We start from the raw sequence: 22,327 nt of genomic DNA, 5'->3' as shown, positions 1-22,327 counted from the left end.
GGCACTAACGGGCAAGCGGAACGACCGTCGGGGCAAGCCCCGCGGCCTTCAGCTTTTTGATCGTCCCTGCGGCAGCCGCCTTGTCGGCAAAACGGCCGGCCGTGAGGCGCACCACCGTGACCGGGACATCGGCCTTTTGGAGCGTTGTAGCCACTCCTTTGCCTGCCAGACCGGTCCTGACCTGTTCGGCCAACCTGCGGCCATAGTAGGAACCGGCATAGACGCGGTACGTGCCGCCTGTCTCGATAAAGAAGGCGTCAGCCGAAAGCTTTTTTATCCGCTCAAGTTCGGCGGCGCCGGCATCGTAGTCCGGGTACTCGCCCACGTAGAGGCGGTTCATCGGTTTCGCCTTTTTCAGCTCCGTCTTGTGCAGTGGCGAGAGCCCCATATTTTTCAATCTGGTCTGGAGAGCGAGGAAATCCCGGTCCGGCACGAACTCGCCAACAAGCAGGGTGACGGTGGCCGTTTTAACCGCTCCTGCCGCCTTCTTCACCGGCTCCTTGCCGGCCTTCTTCCCGGCAACGTCTTTTTTGGCAACGGCTGCGACGGCATCTTTTTTTGCAGTCTTGTCAGCCGTTGCCGGAGCCGGTTTCACCGCACCCCTATCAGCCTTGGGCACCTTCTCGCCACTGGCTTGCTGTTGCGGTGCCTTTGCCTTGCCGCTACCGACAGCCGCAGGCGCCGGCTTGGTCGCTTCATTGCCGGCTGGCGCGGGTTTTGCCGTCTCTTTCGCCAGTTGGGCAACCGCTTTTGCCGGAGCTGCCTTTTCAGGAGCGTTGGCAGCCTGAGCAGGAGTCTGTACGGGTTGAGGCTTTACCCGTGCCGCGGCGGGCTCGCCAGCCTTTGTTTTCTGCTCTGCAGGAACCGCCTTGGGTGCGGCTTCAGGCGCTTTCACGGCAATTTTAGCGGGCTGTCCCCTTTCTCCATCGGGCCGGGGTGGCAGCGGTTTTTTCACCTCCGCCACCGGCGGCGGTGCAGGCTGCTCTTCCTGACGCGGCTTGATCAGGCCGGTAAAAAAGTAAAGGTAGGCAAAAACGGCCACCAGGACGAGGAGCACCAGCAGGAGCGGCTTCTGGTTCCTACCGCCGGCCCCCTTTTCCGAATCGTCAGGCTGATTGGCGAATATCATGAAAATTATACCCTCCCATCCATATGCTTATCGTGCTCAAGCGTGCCCGACCGGATTAACCGGGCACGCTTGGCCAGCTACTCTTTCTTGCCGCCATTGGCCTCAGCGATCACCTTCTGGGCCAGATGGGTGGGAACCTCCTCGTAGTGGGAGAACTCCATGGAGAACAACCCCCGATCGCTGGTCATGGAACGAAGGTCGTTGGAATAGGCCAGCACCTCTGACATCGGGACCACCGCCCGGATGATCTGGGAGTTTGCCTTGGGCTCCACCCCGACTACTTTGCCCCGGCGTGAGTTGATGTCGCCGATGACATCCCCCATATTCTCGTCCGGCACCGTCACCTTCATGTTCATGATCGGCTCCAGGATCACCGGCTTGCAGAGCTCCATCGCCTTTTTGAAGGCCATGGAACCGGCAACCTTGAAGGCCATTTCCGAGGAATCGACCGTGTGGAAGGAACCGTCGTAGAGCGCCACCTTGAAGTCCACCACCGGGTAGCCGGCCAGAAAGCCATCGAGGCACGCCTCCTGTATCCCCTTGTCAACCGCCGGGATGTACTGCCGGGGAATGACCCCTCCGACAATCCTGTCCTCGAAGATGTACCCATCACCCCGTTGCGTGGGGGACATCTCGATCCAACAGTCGCCGTACTGGCCGCGCCCGCCGGACTGTTTCTTGTACTTCCCCTGTACCTTGGCAGTGCCGCGGATGGTCTCCAGATACGGTACCTTCGGGGTCTTGAGGAGGACTTCCACGTTGAACTTCCGCTTCATCTTCTCGACGATGACATCTAGGTGGACCTGCCCCATGCCGGAGATGATGAACTCCTTGGTCTGGGGGTCACGATGGGACTCCAGGGTTGGCTCCTCTTCGATCATCTTGTGCAGGGCGTTGTGGATCTTGTCCTCATCGTTCTTGGTTTTCGGCTCGATGGCATAGGAGATGACCGGCTTGAGGAGTGGTGCCGGCTCGTAGATGATGGGTCTGGCCGGGTCGCACAGGGTGTCACCGGTGACCGTCTCCTTCAGCTTGGCAACAGCCACGATGTCGCCGGCCACCGCCTGCTTGATGGACTTCTGTTTCTTTCCTTCCAGCTCGTAGATCTGACCGATCCGCTCTTCTACGCCCTTGCTGGAGTTGAAGATGGTAGAGTCGGCATTGAGCACGCCGGAATAGACCCGGAAGATGGTGATCTTGCCGGTGTACGGGTCGGAAGTAGTCTTGAAGACCAGGGCCGAAAACGGCTCGGACTCGTCCGGCGCCCGCTCCTCCAGAGCCTCGGTCTTTGGATTGGTTCCGACCGCCTTGGTGCGGTCCAGTGGCGACGGGAGATAGGCACAGACCGCATCCAGGAGTTGCCTGACACCTATGTTCAGGGTGGAGGAGCCGCAGAGAACGGCGGTGAAGGTGTTCCGCATGGTCCCGATCCGCAGGCCGTCCAGTATCTCCTCCTCGGTCAATTCGCCGGTCTCCAGGTACTTCTCGGTCAGGGCGTCGTACGCCTCGGCCACCACCTCCACCATATGCTCCCGCAGGCGCCGGGCCTCGGCCAGACTGTCGGCCGGGATCTCGATCTGGGTGGCGCTTCCCGAGCCATCCTTGTCGTACCGGTAGGCCTTCATGGTTATCAGGTCAACGACCCCCTCGAATGCCTCTTCGGCCCCGAGCGGCATCTGGATCGCCACGCCACGGGCCTTGAGCGCCTTTTCCATATCGTCGATGGCCCGCAGGAAATTGGCCCGTTCCCGGTCCATCTTGTTGACAAAGGCGATGCGGGGGATTTCGAACTCGTTGGCCCAGTTCCAGACCTCTTCGGTCTGCACCTTGACCCCGGAAATGGCAGATAGTATCACCACCGCACAGTCCAAGGTGCGCATGCAGGCGCGGGTGTCGGCGATGAAGTCGCCGTAGCCCGGGGTGTCAACCAAGTGGATGGAGTGGTCGTTCCATTCGCAGTGGTCAAGCGACGAGGTGATGGAAATCTTCCGTTTGATCTCCTCGGGCTCGAAATCCATGGTGGAGGTACCGTCATCGACCCGGCCGAGCCGATCGATCATGCCGGCGGTGAAGAGAATGGCCTCGGACAGCGAGGTCTTCCCTGCGCCGCCGTGGGCTACAATGCCCAGATTGCGAATCTTTGCCGTGTCATACTTTCCCATGCTCCCCCCCCTTGGATGAAGGTCAGGCGGACTGCCCCGACGTTAGTGTTCCCGGTTGCGGTGGTACAGGATGCGCAGACCCTCCAGGGTCAGATACTCCTCGATGACATCGATGGCCTTACACTCCGGCCGGATGAGGCTTGCCAGGCCGCCGGTGGCAATGACCAGCGGCACATCCTTGTTTTCAGCCTTCATCCGGTTGACGATTTCGTTCACGAGCCCCACATAGCCGTAAAAGATGCCGGCCTGCATGGAGGTCACGGTATTCTTGGCAACAACCGCCGGCGGCTTGACGATTTCGACCCGGGGAAGCTTGCTCGCCCGCTGGAACAGGGCCTCCAGGGAGATCATCAGCCCCGGCGCAATGGCACCGCCGCAGTACTCGCCCCGGGCATTCACATAGTCGAAAGTGGTGGCAGTGCCGAAGTCGACAATGATCAGCGAGCGGTGGTACTTCTCGAAAGCGGCGACCGCATTGACGATACGGTCGGCCCCCACCTCCTTGGGGTTGTCGTACTGGATCGGCATGCCGGTCTTGATGCCCGGTCCCACCACCAGCGGCCTGACTTTGAAATACTGCTGGGCCAGATGCTCCAGCACCCAGGTAAGCGGCGGCACCACCGACGAAATGATGATCCCGGTCACGTCGGCCGGTGTTATCCCGGAGAGACGCAACAGATCGTGAATAAGGATACCATACTCGTCGGTGGTCTTGGATTTGTCGGTGGAGATGCGCCAGTCATGCACCAACCTCTCCTCGTCGTAAATACCGAGAACGATATTGCTGTTGCCAACGTCGATAACTAGAAGCACGAAAAACCTCCTAAAGGCGGTGACTCGTGACTGGTGACTGGTGACTGGTGACTCGTAACTTGGAAAACCCGAAAAGATTTGCTGTAACCAGTCACGAGTCACAAGTTACCAGTCACAGAATCTTCACATCCCCCGACAGCACCCGGTGTTCCTCTCCCCGCTCGTCCCGCACCAGGAGCGCACCGAAGCCATCGATGCCGGTCACCCTGCCAGTAAGCTCAACATCCTGCTGAACCACCCGCACCTGCTCCCCTGCCATCCGGCTCCGGGCGAGCCACTCTTCCCTGATGGGAGCGTCCCCGGCCTTCAGGTAGGTATCGTACAGACTGTCCAGAGACTTGAGCAGGGAACGGGCAAAGACAGTCCGACTAACCCGGGAACCGCTCTCGATGAGCAGGGAGGTGGCAGGATGGCGGAGCCCGGTCGGAAACTGGTCTTCAGCCATGTTCAGGTTCACGCCGATACCGAGGATCACAAAATTGACATGATCGGTTTCGGCGCTCATCTCGTTGAGGAGTCCGGCCACCTTGCGGTCATTGACCAGGAGATCGTTGGGCCATTTTATCCGCGGTAACAAGTGCGAGTTTTCCTCGATGGCCCGGGCCACGGCTACAGCGGAAAGGAACGTGAGTTGGGGTGCGGCATGGGGGGGAAGCGGTGGTCTGAGGACCAGGGAACAGTACAGGTTGACCGCCGGAGGCGACGCCCATTCCCTCCCCAGGCGTCCCTTGCCTCTGGTCTGGGCATCCGCCAGGACGACCGTCCCCTCTTCGGCCCCGTCCTCGGCCAGCCGAAAAGCGACATCGTTGGTGGAGTCCGTCTCCCGGAAGCTCACGATCCGCGTACCGACCCTGGTGACGCTAAGATCGCGGCCCACCTCTTCCGGAATCAGCAGGTCCGGAGCCCCGGCCAGCCGGTAGCCACGGGAAGGCTCGGCCGTGATCGCGTACCCCATCTCTTTCAGCGCCTTGATATGTTTCCAGACGGCGGTACGCGAGATATGCAGGAGACCGGACAGTTCCTCGCCGGAAACCACCTCACCTTCCCCGCGACCGTGGAAAATTGTCAGGATCTCGTGGTGGAGCCCCCCTTCCGGGTACCGGCCGCTCTTGGGGGAGGCCTTGGTCATGCCTCCTCCAGGAGCATGGAGATGTCCATGGCCCGGGCCGAATGGGTCAGGGCGCCAACGGAGATAATATCTACACCGGTTTCGGCGATACGCCGGACGGTCTCCAGGTTCACCCCGCCCGATGCCTCGACCAGTGCCCGGCCGGCAATGATACGAACAGCCTCCGTCATGGCCTGAATGTCCATATTGTCCAGCATGATGATGTCGGCGCCGGCAGCCAACGCCTCGTTGACCTGATCCTGCGTCTCGGTCTCGACTTCGACCCGGAGGGTATGGGGGGCATAGGCACGGGTCCGGCGAATCGCCTCGCTGATGCCACCGGCTGCGGCAATATGGTTTTCCTTGATCAGGATGCCGTCATAGAGGCCGGTCCGGTGGTTCGTGCCACCCCCGATCCGCACGGCGTATTTGTCAAGGAACCTGAGGCCAGGGGTGGTCTTGCGGGTATCAACGATCCGCGCGCCGGTCCCCGCCACCGCCGCCACATAGCGGGCAGTCAACGATGCCACGCCGCACATCCGCTGCAACAGGTTCAGCGCCACCCGCTCCCCCTGCAGAAGCGGAGCTGCCTCGCCGCTCACTTCGGCAATCACCTCGCCGGCCTTGACCGATGCACCGTCCTTAAACCGGGGAGTAAAAGCCACCGAGGGATCGAGGAGGTGAAAGACCCGGCCTGCAATGTCGACTCCGGCCAGCACCAGCTCTTCCTTGGCCTTCAAAATCCCCTGCATGGGCCGTGAGCCGGCAACAATCGCCAGGGTAGTGATGTCTCCGGTGTGAATATCCTCGTGCAGGGCGTTTTCAATGATGCTGTCAACCGGACCCATTGGTGCTCCTTGGTTTAAATTGGAGCTTTTTTATACCACAGCTTCCCCCCTCCCGCAACCGCTAATCGGGCTTCCGGCGCCGTTTACAGTCCGTTTGGGCAGTCTGTTCATTGACTTATAGCCGTCGCTCCACTAGAATGACCGCCAATGTCCAGGGCCACGAGCAAAAACATACCGCGGAAACGATTCTCCCTGATCCAGAAGCTTGTTGCGAGCTATGCTGCCATGACACTCTTCATCATGGCAGCAATGATCTTCTCCATCCTGGGACTCTACTCCCTGAACCGGACCGCCAGGGAGATCGCCAAACGCGATCTTGCCGTCGTGGACACGGTCAACAAGCTGAGAGAGTCGATCATTGCCCAGGAACGTTACGCGAGCAAGTATGCCATCCTGAAGAGCGGCGAGTTCGTCGATCTGTACAGGAAACGCGAGAGAGACTTCCTGGAAACACTGCGCAGCTTCCCGGAAGCGGCGTCACACCAGGAGGTAATGGCCCTCACCTCATTCTACCAGGCATTTCGTAGTGACGTGGCCCGACTCTTGGCAGGCTCATCCAGCGCAGAAAACCAATTTCGCGATTCCGCTACCAAGGTCCTCAATACCCTCGATGCCATTGCCGGCAACGAGCAGATCCGATTGAACGAAAAACTGAAAGCAGCCGACCGGAAAGAAGGGGCCACCGTCCGCTGGACCCTTATCCTCTCCTTTACCGGTTTTCTACTGTCGATTCTGGTGGCGACGTTATCCATCTTCAACATATCGTCGGCCATTGCCAAACTGAAAAAGGCCACCCACCGGATTGCCGAGGGAGAGTTCGATTACGATCCCCAGATCCCGCCGGGCGATGAAATCGGCGATCTCTCCCTCGATTTTACCCGTATGGCCAAGCGGTTGAAGGATCTGGAGCAGGTCAACCTCGATGCCAGCCCATTGACCCGGTTGCCGGGTAACATTGCCATAGAGCGAGTACTGTCCAAACGGCTCCACGATGGAGTCCCCTTTGCCGTCTGCTACGGCGACCTGGACAACTTCAAGGCCTACAACGACCGCTACGGCTACGTCAAGGCCAGCGAGGTAATCAAGATCACGGCAGAGCTGATCTTCGATGTGGTCAAGCGGTTTGGCGACAAGGAAGCATTCGTCGGTCACGTGGGGGGGGACGACTTCATCATCATCCTCTCCTGCGAGGCCATGGAAGCCGTGTGCAAGGAGATCATCGCCGCCTTCGACACAGAGATCCGCAAGCACTATTCAGACGAGGACGTGGCACGGGGGGCCATCGAAGGAACGGATCGCTATGGCGTTGAACGGATATTCCCTCTCATGACCATCTCGATCGCCGTCGTGGTCTCTCTGGAGGGAGAATTCGGCTCAGCAGTGGATATTGCCAGGACCGCCTCCCAACTAAAGGACTACGCCAAGGGCCAACCTGGCAGCAACTACTTCATTAACCGGCGAAAGCAACCACGATGACACGTACGTTTCTGACGATCCCCCTACTGCTTCTTCTCCTCTCCGGTTGTGCCTCCATCGGTTCCGGCGGCAACCTGCTGAACCGGCTGAGCGAAAGTCGCCGCCTGTCAGAGGCAATCGACCATCTGGAGAAAGGCAACCTCGATGCGGCCGCCACGGTCCTGGAAGGGATAACCAGGCAGGCAGGCGTTTCCGGCGTCACCGACGAGGCACTTTTCCGCCTGGCAGTCATTCGACTCCAAAACAGCAAGGACGGCGCATCACAGACAACCGCACTACTGGAGCGGCTGATCCGCGATTACCCGGAGAGCCCCTGGACCAAACAGGGAGTGCCCCTCCTGGAATACGTCAGCTCCATCGACGATGCACGCAAACAGGCGCGCACCCTGAAGATCCTCAACATCGCCCTCACCCGGGACAACAAGGAACTGCGGGCCACCAACCAGAATCTTGTCAAGGAAAACAAAGAAATTCACCAGAACATCGAAAAGCTCAAGCACCTGGACATCGAACTGGAGAAGAAAACCCGTTAACTTCAAGGCTGCTCGCGCCAGCGTGGCGGAACATCGGCCCTGCGAGCTTCCGCTTCCAATGTCCCGATCTTTTCATAGATCGACTTGAGCAGTTCCTCCTGGGTGGCAATCTTTTCCTGCACCTCCTTTACGGCAAGACGGTCGCTGGCCCGCTGCAGGATCAGTTTTTTCCGTTTAACCGCAACGTCCTTCCCTTTCAGCTCTTCCAGTCGCGCCACCGCTCCCTGCCGTTCTATGGCCAGTTCCCGATAACGCGCCTTCCACCAGGAAAACGGCTTCCCCCCATACAGCAGTTCGCCCTTGGGTGGTTCGGCAACTGTTCCCGGTGTCGGCTGCTGTTTTGGTGACTGTTCCTCAACCGTCCCCCGTAGCGACTCTCTGACCCGAACGGATTCCCGGTATTTCCGTGGCACCAGATCCGGATTGTCGGTAAAATGCACCACGCCGCCGGTATCGGTCCACTCGTAGGTCTGACCGAGCACAGACCCGGATGCTGCCACAAGTAACAACAACACAATTCCGCCAATCACCTCACCCCTGCTTTTCATGAACTAGCCCCTTCCGACCTTTAAGGTTTTTGTTTGACGCATATCTGCCCGCTGTGTATAGTATCGCGGCTTTAATGATTGATGAGCCCAATGCTAAAGGAGTGGACCAACTATGCGTCGTTCCCTGATTTTCGTCTTCCTCTCCCTGCTTCTCCCCACCATGGCCCTGGCCAAGGAGACCAAGGAAATCGAGTTCAAATTCAAGAATGCCAATCCCGTCGTTTTCAGCCACGATTTCCATCTAAGTAAATATAACAACAACTGCCGGGTCTGCCACAATGCCATTTTCAACCTGAAACAGCACAGGCGTTACACCATGGCTGAGATGGAAAAAACCAAGTCGTGCGGCGCCTGCCACACCGGCATCAAGGCGTTCAGCGTCAGCGACGAGAAGGAATGCATTCACTGTCACAAGGGCAAACCCAAGGATGTTACCTACAAGGTCAAGGGTGCTCCCGACGCCACCTTCTCCCATAACGTGCATATTGCCAAAACCGGCGGCAAGTGCCGCAGCTGCCACGACGGCAAAGTGATTACCGGCACCGGTAAGGCCGTCACCATGGCCCAGATGGAAAAAGGCCGGACCTGCGGCGCCTGCCACAACGGCAAGAGCGCCTTCACCGTGGCAGGCAACTGCGACCGGTGCCACAAAGGGCTGAAGCTGCGTGACATTACTTTCAAGAGCAAGGGGATTAACGACGCGTTTTTCAGCCACGCCGTTCATACCGCCATGTTTAAATGCCCCGATTGCCACACACGGGTCTTCCCCTACAAGGCCGGCGCCAGACACTCTTCCATGACCGACATGGAAAAAGGCAAGTCGTGTGGTACCTGCCATAACGACAAGGACGCCTTCACCGTGGTCGGCGAGTGCGACAAATGCCACAAGGGGTTCCGGCCCGGTCAGGTCACTTTCAAAACCGATTCGGGACTCGTCAACTTCAGCCACGAGATCCATCTGGGGATGTACAAATGTGCCGACTGCCACACCAAGGTCTTCCCCTTCAAGGCTGGCGTCAAGAAAAACAGTATGGGCGATATGGAAAAAGGGAAATCCTGCGGTACCTGTCACAATGGCAAGGACGCCTTCTCCGTTAGCGGCGACTGCGAAAAATGCCATAAGATGTGACATAGCAACATAACCGTTAATGGAACGGGCCACTGGCCCGCTGCAGACGACTGAAAAAGTCCTCGCCCCCGGCGGGGACTTTTTTTGTAAACACTTAGAGCTTGTCCGTAAATAAGCTTTGCGATCCCGCAACCCGTCTTCAGAGCATCTTTGCCCCGGCCTCAGTCACAAAATCCTCGACATAGCCCTGCTATGCCTGCGGTTTTGCTCAATCGGCCAAGTCAAATCTGCCCCAAAGCCGGGCGCGCTCTTCGCGGCAGTTGTTTACGGACAAGCTCTTAATCGTATCAATAAGTTTCTACTTGCACCAAAAGATTAGAGTGTGACAATAAAGACCGTATCGTATACAATATCCAACCTTCGCACCATTTACAAATACCAACCATGAAAACTATTCTTACATTTTCAGCCGCCTTCTGTCTCATTGTCGCTACGGTTACGACCGCCCCAGCCGTCGACCTGGACGGATCCATGTGGAAATCGTGGAACCAGGCAACGAAGAAAATCTTCCTGGCCGGTTTCATGGCAGCTACCGACTACATCAGCTTCAATCAAGTCCCCAGCTATATTGGCGACAGCAAAACCATAAGCTTGGCCCGCTACTCGGATTACGCCGACCTGACCCACAACAAGCGAGAGCGTTATTCAGCCGGGGAAGTCACCTCCCTGCTCAATTTCGTACGCCATGAGCAGTACAACGATCTGAAGCGCTACAGACTTTCCATGCTGCCCATGGACGCACTCATTCACGGGATTGACCGTTTTTACGGCGAATACAGGAATAACAGCATTAAAATCACCGACACCTTCTATTTTGTGAAACGAAAACTGGACGGAGCCTCGGAAGAAGAACTGCAGGCGGTTCTGAAACACCTTCGCACCCCGGATACCAAGGCAACGGAAATTGTCTTCTCCGACAGGCGCGGTGAACTCGGGGTGGCTACGTTCCCCTGATGTGCCAGATGCGAACGACCTTCACCGCTGCCCCTCCCCGTTCCCCGACAATTCCGCAAATGCCCTTTCCTTCTCCCACAGATAGCAACCCGTCGTTACTCTTCTCCTCAGCATCGTTGACTTCAGTCAGATTTCCTCCCCTTACCTTCCACCACCGGTAACCGGCTCCGTAAGCATCTGGTTACACTACAGCCGTCCAAAGCCAGCGCTTACGGCAATTACCTGTCTTGACTTGGGTCAAAGACCTAAAACCTTCATCGTATATGATTGGTGGTACCTCGCGGTTAGCTCGAGGATGCATGAGCTCCTGACAACTGTTTCTCACATGGATACGACACGCCAGTACTGGAGTTACCACCGGCAATTGCGGCACCGGATGACCGAAGTCCTGGCGGTTCGCTAACTCTCAGGAAAGGAGAATTATGGTGATGAAGATACTTCGAGGTGCCGTAGTACTGGCGCTGGTCGCTACAGTGGCAATCGGCGCCGGCTGTGTCCCGAAAAAAACGGAACCGGTAACAACAGTTCCAATTGCCGACGGAACGATAGATCCGACCCAATGGGGCAAGGTCTATCCGGTGGAGTACGAACTCTGGAAGAAAACCGGCGAGCCGACCCCGGCCGGGAAGAGTAAGTACAAGCGGGGGTATGATAAAGGAGAGGAACGACCCGACAAGCTGGATGAATTCCCCTTCCTGGCGTTACTGTACAACGGCTGGGCCTTTGGCTCCGAATACAAGGAGCCGCGTGGGCACCTCTTCATGGTGCAGGACCAGTTGGAGGTGGACCCGGGGCGTTACAAGGCGGGTGGCTCCTGCCTGACCTGCAAGACCCCCTACGCCCCGATCCTGCAACAGCAGATGGGTAAGGAGTACTTTGCCAGGCCGTACAAGGAGGTCCTCGCCACCATCCCCAAGGAGCACCAGACCCTTGGCGTAGCCTGTATCGACTGCCACGACAACCGGGACATGTCGCTGAAGATCTCCCGTGGCTTCACCCTGGGCAAGGCTCTGGAAAAGCTTGGTGTCGATGGGGCGAAGCTCACCCAGCAGGAGAGGCGGACCCTGGTCTGTGCCCAGTGCCATGTCACCTACAGCATCCCCAAGGATGCGCAGATGAAGTCCACTGACGTCTTCTTCCCGTGGGAGGGGAGCAAGTGGGGTGGGATCACCATTGAGAACATCATCAGAAGGCTCCGCAGCAACCCGCCAAGCGGCGAGTGGACCCAGAGTGTCACCGGATTCAAACTGGCATTCATCCGGCATCCGGAGTTCGAGCTGTTCTCCAACAACAGTGTCCACTGGCAGGCCGGTGTGACCTGCGCCGACTGCCACATGCCGTACACCAATGCAGGGAGCGGGAAGGTATCGGACCACCGTATCATGAGCCCGCTTAAAAATGACCTGAAGGCCTGCCAGCAGTGCCACACCGAGTCACCCGAGTGGCTGCGCAACCGGATATTCGCCATCCAGGACCGGACCATGTCCCAATTCATCCGCTCCGGCTACGCCACTGCCACCGTGGCCAAACTGTTCGAGATGGCCAACACGGCCCGGACAGCGGGACGGCAGATAGACAGCGAACTCTATGCCCAGGCCCGGGATCACTATGAAGAGGCCTTCTACCGGGTGGTCTTCATCGGTGCCGAGAACTCCACCGGCTTCCATAACCCCGGCGAGGCACTGCGCGTCCTTGGCGATGCCGCCAACCACGCCGGCAAGGCCGAAGGGCTGCTGCGCCAGGCGCTGAGCAAGGCCGGAGTAATGGTCCCGAAAAAGGTAGACCTGGAGCTGGCCAAGTACCTGAACAACCGGGGCACAAAGAAACTTATGTTCAAGGCGGAGCATGAGATCAAGGACCCCTTTGCCGGAAAGTAGGCAGTACCTCTGGGGGCAGGGCGAACCTGCCCCCAGAGGAGCAAATGAGAAACAAAAAAGTGAGCACACAGCACAATCAGATGAAACGACGCATTTCAATCCTCATTCGTAGACACGGTGGGATACATAAACGATTGACCAGGCTGCCCCAGCGCTGCAAGGCTCCGTTCCGGGGACCGCGGCCGCCGCTGTCGCTGCGCTATGCCGTCTGGAGCTTTCTCGGCGGCACCCTGGGTATCCTGGCCATTTTCGAGACTACCGCCCTGGTTGGCCGCCACCCACTGCTGATCGGCTCGTTCGGGGCGTCGGCGGTGCTCCTGTTCGGTGCCACGGAGTCGCCGATGGCCCAGCCGCGCAACCTGGTTGGCGGCCACCTGGTCTCTGCCGGTGTGGCGGTCCTCGTGGTCGCCCTCCTCGGCTCCACCCCGCTGAGCATGGCCGTCGCCGTCGGGTTGGCCATTTTCGTGATGAACCTGACCCACACGACCCACCCCCCCGGTGGTGCCACCGCCCTGATCGGCGTCCAGGGGGCTGCCGGACCGGGGTTCATCCTGGTTCCGGTTCTGGCCGGGGCACTGATTCTCCTGACAACGGCGCTCTTTACCAACAATGTGGTCTATCACCGCAGGTATCCGAAACACTGGTTCTGAATCCATACCTCTCCCTGAAAAAGGAAAAATCTATGTTCCCGATATCATCCAAGCCCTGCCTGCTCGCCCTCATCCTCCTGGTCGCCCTCCCTCTGCCGGCGCTGGCTATTCCGGCGATCACCTGCCATTGCTTTACGGACCGCTCGTACGACCCGGCCCGTCCAGCGGCGGCCGATCCCTATTTTCTCGCCACCACGCAGAACTCCTTCCTTGCCCTTGTCTTGAATGCCGAGAAGAGAACGATCGTGATGAAGAAGCAAAAGGGAACATCCGCTGACGACCTCTGGGTAGCCTACTGGCTGGCTTCCAGGACAGGGGTCTCGGCAGATGCCCTGCTGGAAAAGAGGAAAACAAAAGAGAGCTGGAAGGATGCCGTCGCCACCTCTGGCATTGGCGTAAAATCCCTCTCACCTCAGTTTGCGAAAGAGCTGATTGCCGGTGCGTCCAGTGAGTCTCTAGCCCGGGAAGTGGTTGACTCCCTCCTGGTTGATCACCAGCTGATCAGCGACGCCGAGCTGGTAGCCATGCGAAAGAATTGGGCCTCCAACCAGGAGGTGATCATCGCTTCGATCATCGCCATCAAGACACACAAACCGGCCAGACAGATCCATCTTGAGGTGAAAAACGGAAAACAGACCTGGGGCGGGTTGTTGCTGGCGGCAAACTTCGATACGAGCGCACTGCAGGAGGAGATTTCGGACCTGCTGAAAATGCGCAGGATGCCGTAACTCTCGAACTGTTTCGATAACGACAACTCAAAGGGGCTGACATGTCAGAACATACCGAATCAACGACCATCAATCTGGAAAACCTTAAGACCGGCGGGTTCATCAAGGAACGGGGCAAGGACCGGTTCACGGTCAGGCTCAGCGTGCCCGGTGGGCGGCTCCCCATCGCACGCATGAAAAATATAGCCGCGGTTGCGGAAAAATACGGGGTCGAATTTGTCCACCTCTCGGTCCGCCAGTCAATGGAGATGATCCATGTGAACTTCAAGGATTTCGACGGGATCGTCGAGGAGCTGTCCGAGGGGGGGCAAAAGATCGCTTCGTGTGGAGCACGCGTCCGCGTACCGACTGCCTGCGGCGGCTGCGAATACAACCCGAACGGACTGATGGATGCCCAGGCCTCGGCCCTGGAGGTCAATGAGAAACTGTTCGGCATTCCAACCAGCCACCACAAGTTCAAGGTCAGCTTTTCCGGCTGTCCCATCGATTGCTTCAAGTCGAACATGAACGATGTTGGTTTTCAAGGAGCGATCTGGCCTGAACTAGCCAGGGAAGGCTGCATCGGTTGCGGGCTCTGCGCCAAATCGTGCGGTGAAGGGGCAATTGAGATGGGTGCGGACAACATACCGGTCTTTTCCGGCGAAAGATGCATCTACTGCGGTAATTGCGTCAAAGTCTGTCCCACCGAAGCCTGGAAAACAGCCAAAAGAGGCTATCTGGTCCGGATTGGCGGCAAAGGGGGGCATCACCCCGTACTGGGGAGCCTATTCGCACTCTTTCTTCCGGCGGAGATGGTGGTACCGTTCCTCGAAGCCGTTCTCTCCTGGTACCGGGAGAAAGCGGAAGGGTTGGGAAGGATCAGAATCGCCGACATCATCCTCAGGGAAGGCACTGACTCTCTTCTCAGCCACCTGCGTACCCGGTTTCCGGGGTATGTTCCGGAAAAGACAATCACTCCCCATATTGTCAATACCCAGGTGGGCAACATGCGATCACTGTCATAGACAAGCGGAGCACAGACAAGGGCGCCAACGCGCCGTATGATCCTGTTAATGAATTGACATAAGGGCGAGAATTAATTTCTCGCCTTTTTTATGTCACCGTCAAAAAGAGCGTTACCAGCTATCTATCAATTATGTGCCCGATAACAAGGGAACGCGCTTTATTGACTTACGTCAAGGCACCGATAGAATCAGGTTATAAACTATCTGTTAGAATGCTTTTACACTCTATACAGATGCCAAAACCAAGCAACACCGCTGTTAACAATATTTTACCAATCATTTTTTCCCGGAGGGCAAGCCTATGCGCAATGGTCCGAAAAGCGTTCCTCTGCTACTTATCCTGACATTGGTCCTTCCAGCCCTGGCAGTGGCCGATGCCGGCAAGGAGCTGTTCGACAGGCAGTGCGCGAGCTGCCACACCATCGGTGGTGGCGATTCCGGCGGTCCGGATCTCAAGGGAGTGACCGCCAGGCACACCCATGAGTGGCTGGAAACGGTCATCATGGAACCGGACAAACTGATGGCTCGCAAAGACCCGGCCCAGGCCGGGCTGGTAAAGAAGTACGGCTATGAGATGCCAAAACTGGGTATCGGTCATGACGACGCGTTGAAAATCATCACCTATCTCGGCGCTGCGGACGGCGCAACTGCAGCAAAAGTCCCCGTGCCGGCAACGGAACAGCTGGAATTGGTCGTAACGCCGGAGTTGATTGCCCACGGGAAGGCGCTTTTCACCGGCAGGAAACGGTTGGCCAACGGTGGTGCGGCGTGTGTCGCCTGTCATCAGCTCACCTACCCGGGCATTGCGGGGGGGAACCTGTCCATCGCCAACCTGGGCGTCTCCTACCGGAAAATGGGGGAGACAGGGATGAGGGGTGCGCTGAAGGCACTGAAATTCCTCACCATGAAGCGGATCTATCAGGACAGGCCGTTGACCGATGAAGAGGTGGCGGCGCTTCTCGCCCTTTACAAGGACGCAGCCGGCCGGCAACAGGGGGGCACATCCGCCTATCCCCTGGCGGGTGCCGGCCTGTTTGTACTGTTTATGCTGGGATTGACCCTTTACAAGAGGAGGATACGGTAATGTCCCATGAGCGGATCAAAGATGAAAGCGCTCCAGCCGGCCAGGACTGGGAGGAGTTTTACCGGAACCGCTGGCAGTACGACAAGGTGGTGCGGAGCACCCACGGCGTCAACTGTACCGGCGGCTGCAGCTGGATGGTCCATGTGAAGGACGGCATCGTCGGCTGGGAGCTACAGGCCAACGACTATCCCCAGTTCAATGCCGATATCCCCAACCACGAGCCGCGCGGCTGCGCCAGGGGGATAAGCTTTTCCTGGTATCTCTACAGCCCGCTCAGGGTGAAATACCCCTACATGCGCGGGCCGCTCATCGACCGCTGGCAGGAGGCGCGCAGCCGGTTTGACGACCCGGTGGAGGCGTGGGCCAGCATCGTCGAGAACCCGGAGGCGCGGCAGAGCTATACCAGAAAGCGCGGCATGGGGGGGCTTCGCCGGGCATCGTGGGACGACGTGGTGGAGCTGATCGCCGCCTCCACCCTCTACACGGCCAAGAAACACGGCCCGGACCGGGTGATCGGTTTTTCGCCGATTCCGGCCATGTCCATGATCAGCTACGCGGCCGGCACCCGTTTTCTCCAACTCCTGGGCGGCGTCGCCATGAGCTTCTACGACTGGTACTGCGATCTGCCCCCCGCCTCTCCCCAGGTGTGGGGGGAACAGACCGACGTCAACGAGTCGGCCGACTGGTACAACGCCTCCTACATTGTCCTGTGCGGCTCCAACGTGCCGATGACCAGGACCCCCGACGCCCATTACCTGGTCGAGGCCCGTTATCGCGGCGCCAAGGTCGTGGTCATGTCTCCCGACTACAGCATCGCCAGCAAGTTCGCTGATGCCTGGCTGCCGGTGGAACAGGGGCACGACGGCGCCTACTGGATGGCGGTGAACCACGTCATCCTCACCGAATTCTATGCAAACCGGCAGGTTCCGTTCTTCACCGAGTACGCCCTGAAGTACACCGACCTGCCGTTTCTCGTCAAACTCTCCGAAAAGGAAGGGGTCTGGAAGCAGGGGGAATTCCTCCGGGCAAACGAGATCGGGCGGTGCGCGGGGCTCGAACACGCCGACTGGACCCTGTGCGTGGCGGACCAGGCCGGTGAGGTACGGGTGCCCCACGGCAGTCTCGGTTCCCGCTGGACCACGAAAGAAGGGAACTGGAACCTGGACATGCGGGACCTGGTGGACGGCAAAGATATCGACTGTCGCCTCACACTCCTCGGCGGGGAAACCGGGCAGGTCCGCTTCACCTTCGAGGCGGACGGCGACGTAGTCCGGGAGGTCCCGGTCCGGAGGATCATGACCTTGAGCGGCGAGGTAACGGTCACCACCGTGTTCGATCTGCTCATGGCCCAGTTCGGCGTTTCCCGGGGGCTTTCTGGCGATTATCCGACCAGCTACGCATCGGACAAACCGTTCACCCCGAAATGGCAGGAGAAATACACCGGCATCGCCAGCGACACCCTCGTCAACATGGCCCGCGAATGGGCGTTGAGCGGCGAACAGAGTGGCGGCCGGAACATGATCATCACCGGCGCCGGCACGAACCACTGGTACCATAACGACCTGATCTACCGCGCCGCCATCACCGCCCTGATCCTGACCGGTAGCGTCGGCCGCAACGGCGCCGGGCTGGCCCACTACGTCGGCCAGGAAAAGGTGGTGCCGCTCGCCCCCTGGACCTCCATCGCCATGGCCCAGGACTGGACCAAGGCGTCGCGGCTGCAGAACACCCCGAGCTTCTGGTACATGCATTCCGACCAGTGGCGCTACGACCGGAGTTTCGTCGACTACTTCAAGCCGGAGACCGGCGAAAAGATGCCGCTCCACACCGCCGACTTCAACGCTAAGGCGGTGCGGCTGGGCTGGCTCCCCTTCTCCCCCCATTTCAACGACAACACCCTGAACCTGGTGGCCGCCGCCAAGGCAGCAGGGGCGACCAGCGACGACGAGATCCGCGCCTGGCTGGTCGCCCGCCTCAAGAGCGGCGAGACCCGTTTCGCCATCGAGGACCCGGACGGGGCCGGGAACTCCCCCAAGGTCTGGTTCATCTGGCGCGGCAACGCCATTTCGGCCAGTGCCAAGGGGCACGAGTTCTTCCTCAAACATGTGATCGGCGCCCCCAACGCGAGCTTCACCGCCAGGGAGGCCGCCAAAGGACAGGTCAAGGATATCGTCTGGCACGATCAAGCGCCCGAGGCGAAGATGGACCTGGTGGTGGATCTCAACTTCCGGATGGACACCTCCACCCTGTACTCCGACATCGTCCTGCCGGCCGCCACCTGGTACGAAAAATCCGACCTGAACACCACCGACATGCATTCGTTCGTCAACTGCCTGGATGCCGCCGTGCCGCCGGCGTGGGAGTCCAAGTCCGACTGGCAGATCTTCAGCCGGATCGCAAAAAAGGTCAGTGAGCTGGCAGCGAAACATTTCCCCGAACCGTTCCAGGACATCATCGCGGCGCCGCTCATGCACGACACGCCGGGCGAGATAGCCCAGCGGCAGGTGAAGGACTGGAAACTGGGAGAATGCGAGCCGATCCCGGGCAAGACCATGCCGAACCTCCCCATCGTCGAGCGGGATTACGTGAACCTCTACAACCGCTTCATGTCCCTTGGGCCCGGCATCGGCCACCTCCATGCCCACGGCGTCAGCTGGGAGGCGGAGGATGTCCACGAAAAGCTCCTCAAGGAGATGCCGACCCGCTCCTGGGCCGGAAAGACCTGCATCGACCTGGAGGACGAGAGGAACGTCGCCGACGTGATCCTGGCCTTTGCCCCGGAAACCAACGGCGAACTGGCCTTTCGCGCCTACCAAAACCTGGAGAAACGGGTCGGCAAGCCGCTCTCCCAGATCTCTGCCGGCGACCGGAACTTCCGGATCACCTGGGAGGAGATCACCCAGAAACCGCGCCGTTTCATCAGCACGCCGGTCTGGAGCGGGCTGGTCAACGAGGGGCGACCCTATGCCCCCTACACCCTCAACGTGGAGCATGGCGTACCGTGGCGCACCCTCTCCGGCCGGCAATCGCTCTATCTGGACCATCCCTACTACCGGGAGTTCCAGGAAGGGCTCCCCACCTTCAAGGGGAAACTCGACCCGGCGGTTCTGGACGAGACCGACGGCGAAACCGGGCTGATCCTCAATTTCCTCACCCCCCACGGCAAATGGAGCATCCACTCCACCTACAGCGACAACCTGCGCATGCTCACCCTCTCCCGCGGCGGCCAGACGGTCTGGCTCAATCACGAGGACGCCATGAGCGCCGGCATCGAGGACAACGAGGCAATCGAGGTATTCAACGCCAACGGCGTCGTTGTCTGCCGATCCATCGTCTCGTCCCGGATACCGCGCGGCTCGGCGATCATGTACCATGCGCCGGAGCGGACCCTCAACATCAAGACATCGAAAAAGAGCGGCAAGCGGGGCGGGGTCCACAACAGCCTGTCCCGTATCCGCCTGAAACCGACGCTGATGCTCGGCGGCTACGCCCAGTTCAGCTACTACTTCAACTACTGGGGACCGACCGGCGTCAACCGGGACTGCTACGTGGTTGTCAGAAAGCTGAGGGGGTGAGGCGATGAACGTTCGAGCGCAACTGGTAATGGTGTTCAACCTGGACAAATGCATCGGCTGCCACACCTGCAGCATCTCCTGCAAGAATATCTGGACCGACCGCAAGGGCGCCGAGTACATGTGGTGGAACAACGTGGAGACCAAGCCCGGCACCGGCTATCCGCGAAAATGGGAGGACCAGCGGATCTTCAAGGGAGGATGGATCGCTGACGGCCGCAAGCTGAAACTGCGCGCCATGGGTAAAGGGCCGACGCTCCTCAACATGTTCTTCCAGCCCAACATGCCGAAGCTCGAAGACTACTACGAGCCGTTCGACTTCGACTACAGCAACCTCTACAAGGCCCCGCCGGGGAGCGACCAGCCGGTGGCCGAACCCTTTTCCCAGATCTCGGGCAAGCGGATCGAGGAGATACAGGGTGGCCCCAACTGGGACGACGACCTCTCCGGTTCCCAGGTCTACGCCGCCGAGGATGCCAACCTGGAAGACCGGAAGATCATAGAGGATTACGGCAGGATCTTCATGCAGTACCTGCCGCGCATCTGCAACCACTGCCTGAATCCGGCCTGCGTCGCCTCCTGCCCGTCCCGGGCGCTCTACAAACGGGGCGAGGACGGCGTCGTGCTGGTCGACCAGAACGTCTGCAAGGGGTGGCGCTTCTGCACGAGCGCCTGTCCCTACAAGAAGGTCTATTTCAACTGGAACAGCGGCAAGGCGGAAAAATGCATCTTCTGTTTCCCGCGCACCGAGACCGGGCAGTGCAACGCCTGCGCCCACGCTTGTGTCGGCCGGATACGGTACGTGGGGGTGCTCCTCTACGATGCCGACCGGGTCGAGGAAGCGCTCCTCAAACCCGACGACCAGCTGGTGGCGGCCCACCGCTCGGTCATCCTCGATCCGCGTGAGCCACAGGTGAAGGAGGCAGCCCGCAGGAACGGCGTGTCCGAGCAGTGGCTGGAGGCAGCAGAGAAATCGCCGGTCTATGCCCTGGTAAAGGAGTTCGGCGTGGCCCTGCCGCTCCATCCGGAATTCCGCACCATGCCGATGGCCTACTACGTCCCTGCCCTCTCCCCGGTACTGGCCACGAGCGGCGAGCTCCACGAACTGGCTGAGCACGGCACCATCCCTCTGCTGGAAAAGCTCCGGGTGCCGATCGGCTACCTGGCCAGCCTTCTCTCCGGCGGCAACCGGGAGGTTGTCGAAGAGGCGTTGAAGAAACTGATCGCCCTCAGGACCTTCATGCGGAGCAGGAACCTCGACCAGCCCCCTGGCGGCGAACTCCTGCAGCAGGCGGGGCTCGACGAGGCAGGCGCAGACCGCCTGTACCGGCTCTTCAGCATCGGCGGCTATCGAGAGCGGAACATCATCCCGGGCCAGCAGCGGGAGGACCAGGACGCCCACCGGCGCAAGGGTGAAGCCGGATTCGGCATCCTGAACAGGACCGGGAGGGTGAAATGAACATCGCCGAGCCCTATGCATCCCTTGCCCGGCTGCTCGATTACCCCGACGGGAAGGAGCGACTGACAGAGGACGTTGCCGTTGTCAGCGCCTTTCTGGAGAAACAAAAGGTTGACTGCGCCCTCACCTCCTTTGCCGCGTTCGTCGCCGCCTCGCCGCTCGCCACGGTCCAGGAGGCATACGTGGCAACCTTCGATTTCAATCCGGCAACCGCCCCCTATCTGGGACACCACCTGTTCGGCGACAACCAGAAAAAGGGGGGGTACATGATCGGGCTGAAACAGGAGTACGCCAGGCACGGTTTCACCCCGACCAACAACGAACTGCCCGACCATCTGTCAATGGTGCTCGCATTCCTGGCGCATCTGGCGCGGGAGAAACGGGACGGGACGAGGCAGCCGTTCATTGTGAAAAGCGTGCTGCCGGGACTGGAGCGGCTTTCCAACGTCTTTGCCGACCGCCGGGATTGCCCGTGGCAACCGCTGGTGGAGGCGGTGCGGCTCCTCTGTGCGGAAGACTGTAAGGAGGTGACCCCATGCTGAACAACTTCATTTTCATCGTGCTCCCCTATGCAGCCCTGGCGCTCTTCATCGTGGTGACGCCGTACCGCTTCGTCACCAACCGGCTTACCTGGTCGGCCTATTCCACCCAGTTCCTGGAGCAGAAAACCCTCTACTGGGGGATCAATCCCTGGCACTACGGCATTATCCCGGTGCTTCTGGCCCATTTTCTCGGCATTGTCGCCCCGGGACCGGTAAAATCGTTCCTCGCTAACCAGCAGACCCTGATAGCGGTGGAGAGCCTGGGACTGGCCATGGGGCTGGCCGCCCTGATCGGCGGCCTGATCCTGCTCCTGCGCCGCGCCAATACACCGATGCTGAAACGGGTGAACGTCTGCTCCGACTGGGTCCTCCTCTACCTGCTGACGGCCCAGGCCGCCACCGGCGTCTACATCGCCGTCTTCATGCGCTGGGGCTCCCACTGGTACCTGCATACGGCGGTACCGTACTTCTATTCGCTCTTCACCTTCACCCCCCAGGTGGAGTACGTGGCCGATTTCCCGCTGATCTTCAAGCTGCACGCTGCCGGGGCGTTTCTCATCGTCGCGCTCCTGCCGTTCACCAAGCTGGTGCACCTGCTCTACCTGCCGGTGGCGTTCCTGACGGACCCGCCGATCCTCTACCGGTGGCGGTCGCGATGACAAGCCATGGACATCCCGTGGCGATGCCCCCATTGACGTTACCGCCCAATTC

At 59.5% G+C, this 22,327-nt stretch carries 19 protein-coding genes; 13 read left to right on the top strand and 6 right to left on the bottom strand.

The annotated features are described in order from the left end of the window. Window positions 1-4: 4 nt before the first annotated feature. From JN12_RS15890 to nadC, 5 genes are all read right to left on the bottom strand, one after another. Complete coding sequence (locus JN12_RS15890; protein ID WP_145024526.1) at window positions 5-1,129, bottom strand: SPOR domain-containing protein; 1,125 nt, start codon at window positions 1,127-1,129, stop codon at window positions 5-7. A gap of 77 nt (window positions 1,130-1,206) precedes the next feature. After that, a complete protein-coding gene (gene fusA / locus JN12_RS15885) occupies window positions 1,207-3,291 on the bottom strand; it encodes an elongation factor G (RefSeq protein ID WP_145024524.1) in 2,085 nt (694 codons plus the stop codon). A 42-nt stretch (window positions 3,292-3,333) separates the two neighbouring features. Further along, window positions 3,334-4,104: a type III pantothenate kinase gene (locus tag JN12_RS15880; protein ID WP_145024522.1), complete on the bottom strand. Its 771-nt coding sequence runs from the start codon at window positions 4,102-4,104 to the stop codon at window positions 3,334-3,336. Between the two features lie 112 nt (window positions 4,105-4,216). Then, entirely contained in the window at window positions 4,217-5,233 is a 1,017-nt protein-coding gene (locus tag JN12_RS15875; protein WP_145024520.1) for a biotin--[acetyl-CoA-carboxylase] ligase, read from the bottom strand. Continuing rightward, a complete protein-coding gene (nadC, locus tag JN12_RS15870) occupies window positions 5,230-6,060 on the bottom strand; it encodes a carboxylating nicotinate-nucleotide diphosphorylase (RefSeq protein WP_145024519.1) in 831 nt (276 codons plus the stop codon). The genes JN12_RS15875 and nadC overlap by 4 nt, the downstream gene beginning before the upstream one ends. Before the next feature lie 147 nt (window positions 6,061-6,207). Here nadC and JN12_RS15865 point away from each other — a divergent pair, with 147 nt between their 5' ends. Together JN12_RS15865 and JN12_RS15860 are read left to right on the top strand one after the other, a co-directional pair. Further along, window positions 6,208-7,536 carry a GGDEF domain-containing protein gene (locus JN12_RS15865; RefSeq protein ID WP_145024518.1) on the top strand — a complete coding sequence of 443 codons (1,329 nt, stop codon included), beginning with the start codon at window positions 6,208-6,210 and terminating at the stop codon, window positions 7,534-7,536. Next, window positions 7,533-8,069, top strand: coding sequence for a tetratricopeptide repeat protein (locus JN12_RS15860; protein WP_145024516.1), 537 nt, complete (start codon window positions 7,533-7,535; stop codon window positions 8,067-8,069). Before JN12_RS15865 ends, JN12_RS15860 begins: the two co-directional genes overlap by 4 nt. A 2-nt stretch (window positions 8,070-8,071) precedes the next feature. Here JN12_RS15860 and JN12_RS15855 read toward each other — a convergent pair whose 3' ends face one another. Then, entirely contained in the window at window positions 8,072-8,617 is a 546-nt protein-coding gene (locus JN12_RS15855) for a DUF4124 domain-containing protein (RefSeq protein ID WP_145024514.1), read from the bottom strand. 112 nt (window positions 8,618-8,729) lie between these two features. Between JN12_RS15855 and JN12_RS15850 the strand changes: the two genes are divergently transcribed. From JN12_RS15850 to narI, 11 genes are all read left to right on the top strand, one after another. Then, window positions 8,730-9,746, top strand: a complete 1,017-nt coding sequence (locus JN12_RS15850; RefSeq protein ID WP_145024512.1) for a cytochrome c3 family protein — start codon at window positions 8,730-8,732, stop codon at window positions 9,744-9,746. A gap of 384 nt (window positions 9,747-10,130) precedes the next feature. Beyond that, entirely contained in the window at window positions 10,131-10,700 is a 570-nt protein-coding gene (locus JN12_RS15845; protein ID WP_145024510.1) for a hypothetical protein, read from the top strand. 428 nt (window positions 10,701-11,128) lie between these two features. Further along, window positions 11,129-12,577, top strand: a complete 1,449-nt coding sequence (locus tag JN12_RS15840) for an ammonia-forming cytochrome c nitrite reductase subunit c552 (protein WP_145024508.1) — start codon at window positions 11,129-11,131, stop codon at window positions 12,575-12,577. Between the two features lie 134 nt (window positions 12,578-12,711). Continuing rightward, window positions 12,712-13,227 carry an HPP family protein gene (locus JN12_RS15835; RefSeq protein ID WP_281287741.1) on the top strand — a complete coding sequence of 172 codons (516 nt, stop codon included), beginning with the start codon at window positions 12,712-12,714 and terminating at the stop codon, window positions 13,225-13,227. Window positions 13,228-13,259: 32 nt separating this feature from the next. Then, a complete protein-coding gene (locus JN12_RS15830; protein WP_145024504.1) occupies window positions 13,260-13,955 on the top strand; it encodes a hypothetical protein in 696 nt (231 codons plus the stop codon). A gap of 41 nt (window positions 13,956-13,996) precedes the next feature. Further along, on the top strand, window positions 13,997-14,959 hold the full coding sequence (locus tag JN12_RS15825) for a 4Fe-4S binding protein (protein WP_145024502.1): 963 nt from the start codon (window positions 13,997-13,999) through the stop codon (window positions 14,957-14,959). A 301-nt stretch (window positions 14,960-15,260) separates the two neighbouring features. Next, the gene (locus JN12_RS15820; RefSeq protein WP_145024500.1) at window positions 15,261-16,043 is read left to right on the top strand and encodes a c-type cytochrome; all 783 of its coding nucleotides are present in this window, start codon (window positions 15,261-15,263) and stop codon (window positions 16,041-16,043) included. After that, complete coding sequence (locus JN12_RS15815) at window positions 16,043-19,618, top strand: nitrate reductase subunit alpha (protein WP_145024498.1); 3,576 nt, start codon at window positions 16,043-16,045, stop codon at window positions 19,616-19,618. The genes JN12_RS15820 and JN12_RS15815 overlap by 1 nt, the downstream gene beginning before the upstream one ends. A gap of 4 nt (window positions 19,619-19,622) precedes the next feature. Next, window positions 19,623-21,074, top strand: coding sequence for a nitrate reductase subunit beta (gene narH, locus JN12_RS15810; RefSeq protein ID WP_145024496.1), 1,452 nt, complete (start codon window positions 19,623-19,625; stop codon window positions 21,072-21,074). After that, window positions 21,071-21,616, top strand: coding sequence for a nitrate reductase molybdenum cofactor assembly chaperone (narJ, locus tag JN12_RS15805; RefSeq protein WP_145024494.1), 546 nt, complete (start codon window positions 21,071-21,073; stop codon window positions 21,614-21,616). The genes narH and narJ overlap by 4 nt, the downstream gene beginning before the upstream one ends. Beyond that, complete coding sequence (gene narI / locus JN12_RS15800; RefSeq protein WP_145024492.1) at window positions 21,610-22,275, top strand: respiratory nitrate reductase subunit gamma; 666 nt, start codon at window positions 21,610-21,612, stop codon at window positions 22,273-22,275. Before narJ ends, narI begins: the two co-directional genes overlap by 7 nt. Window positions 22,276-22,327: the final 52 nt, after the last annotated feature.

The sequence above is a fragment of the Geobacter argillaceus genome (assembly GCF_007830735.1).
Lineage (GTDB): Bacteria > Desulfobacterota > Desulfuromonadia > Geobacterales > DSM-12255 > Geomobilibacter > Geomobilibacter argillaceus.
This window is presented reverse-complemented; position numbering and strand designations above follow the sequence as displayed.